This is a genomic window from Chryseobacterium sp. 22543 (genome assembly GCF_052044565.1).
Taxonomy (GTDB): domain Bacteria; phylum Bacteroidota; class Bacteroidia; order Flavobacteriales; family Weeksellaceae; genus Chryseobacterium.
Map to the genome: position 1 here is coordinate 1 of NZ_JBQENH010000013.1, position 1,084 is coordinate 1,084.

General features: G+C 43.1%; 1 protein-coding gene. It reads left to right on the forward strand.

Annotation, left to right across the window (positions count from 1 at the left end):
* The coding region (locus tag ACTJIP_RS23010; protein ID WP_440705142.1) for a DUF6443 domain-containing protein at nucleotides 1–1,084 on the forward strand (1,084 nt) is incomplete at both ends.

Below are 1,084 nucleotides of genomic sequence, written 5' to 3' on the forward strand. Positions count from 1 at the left end.
TGGTGGCTGGCTCACTTCAAGGTCAGCTTTCACCGGCAGAGAATTATATCTATACGAAGACTTATCTTGACCATACGAACTTAAAAGTGACAGAAAGTGTCCAGTACTTTGACGGACTTTCAAGACCCAAGCAGTCTATTGCTATAAAATCCTCTCCTACGGGTAAGGATGTCGTAACGAAATTTGAATATGACGCGTTTGGGAGACAGGTAAATGATTATCTTCCTGTTCCTCAGAGCGGGACCTTAAATGGGGGTATTTATGCTTCCCCGCTGTCCAATGCTGTTAATCCCGATATTTATGGTACAGAAAAGATCTATTCCGAGAAAAGACTTGAAAGCTCTCCTTTAAACCGGATTCAGGAACAGGTTCAGGTAGGAACAGCCTGGTCAGGCAAGCCTGTAAAATATGACTACGGCACCAATGGAACTGGAGAAGTTTACCGTTATCTTATCTCTTCAAGCTGGTATCAGGGAACAACCAAGAGCATTTTTGACCCTGCTTCTGCCATTGCTTATCCTTCGGGTCAGCTGTATAAGAATACGGTAAAGGATGAAGATGGAAACGAGACCCAGGAATTTAAAAATGGAAAAGGTCAGGTGATATTGGTAAGAAAGGTCATCAGCCCGACATTGAATGCAGATACGTATTATATTTATAATGAATATGACCAGTTAGCCTTTGTTATACCTCCAAAAGGTGTTTCTGCATCTATGACGGATTCTTTACTTAATGAGCTTTGCTACCAGTACCGTTATGACGGCCGGGGCAGGCTTGCGCAAAAGAAGCTTCCTGGGAAAGGCTGGGAATATATGGTGTATGACAAACAGGACCGTCTTATTTTGAGTCGTGATACTGTAATGGAAGGGAAAGGTCAGTGGCTTTTTACCAAGTATGACAAATTTGGACGTGTGGCCTACACAGGGATTATATCTGGTGGAGACCGTGAAACGATGCAGAACCAGCTCGGCAGTCAGAATGTTGTAGAAGAGCAGACTGCTACCGGCTTTAACAGGCCTGGGATTATGGTATACTATACGAACAATTTTCTATCGGATTCCCAGACTATTCTGAGCATTAATTA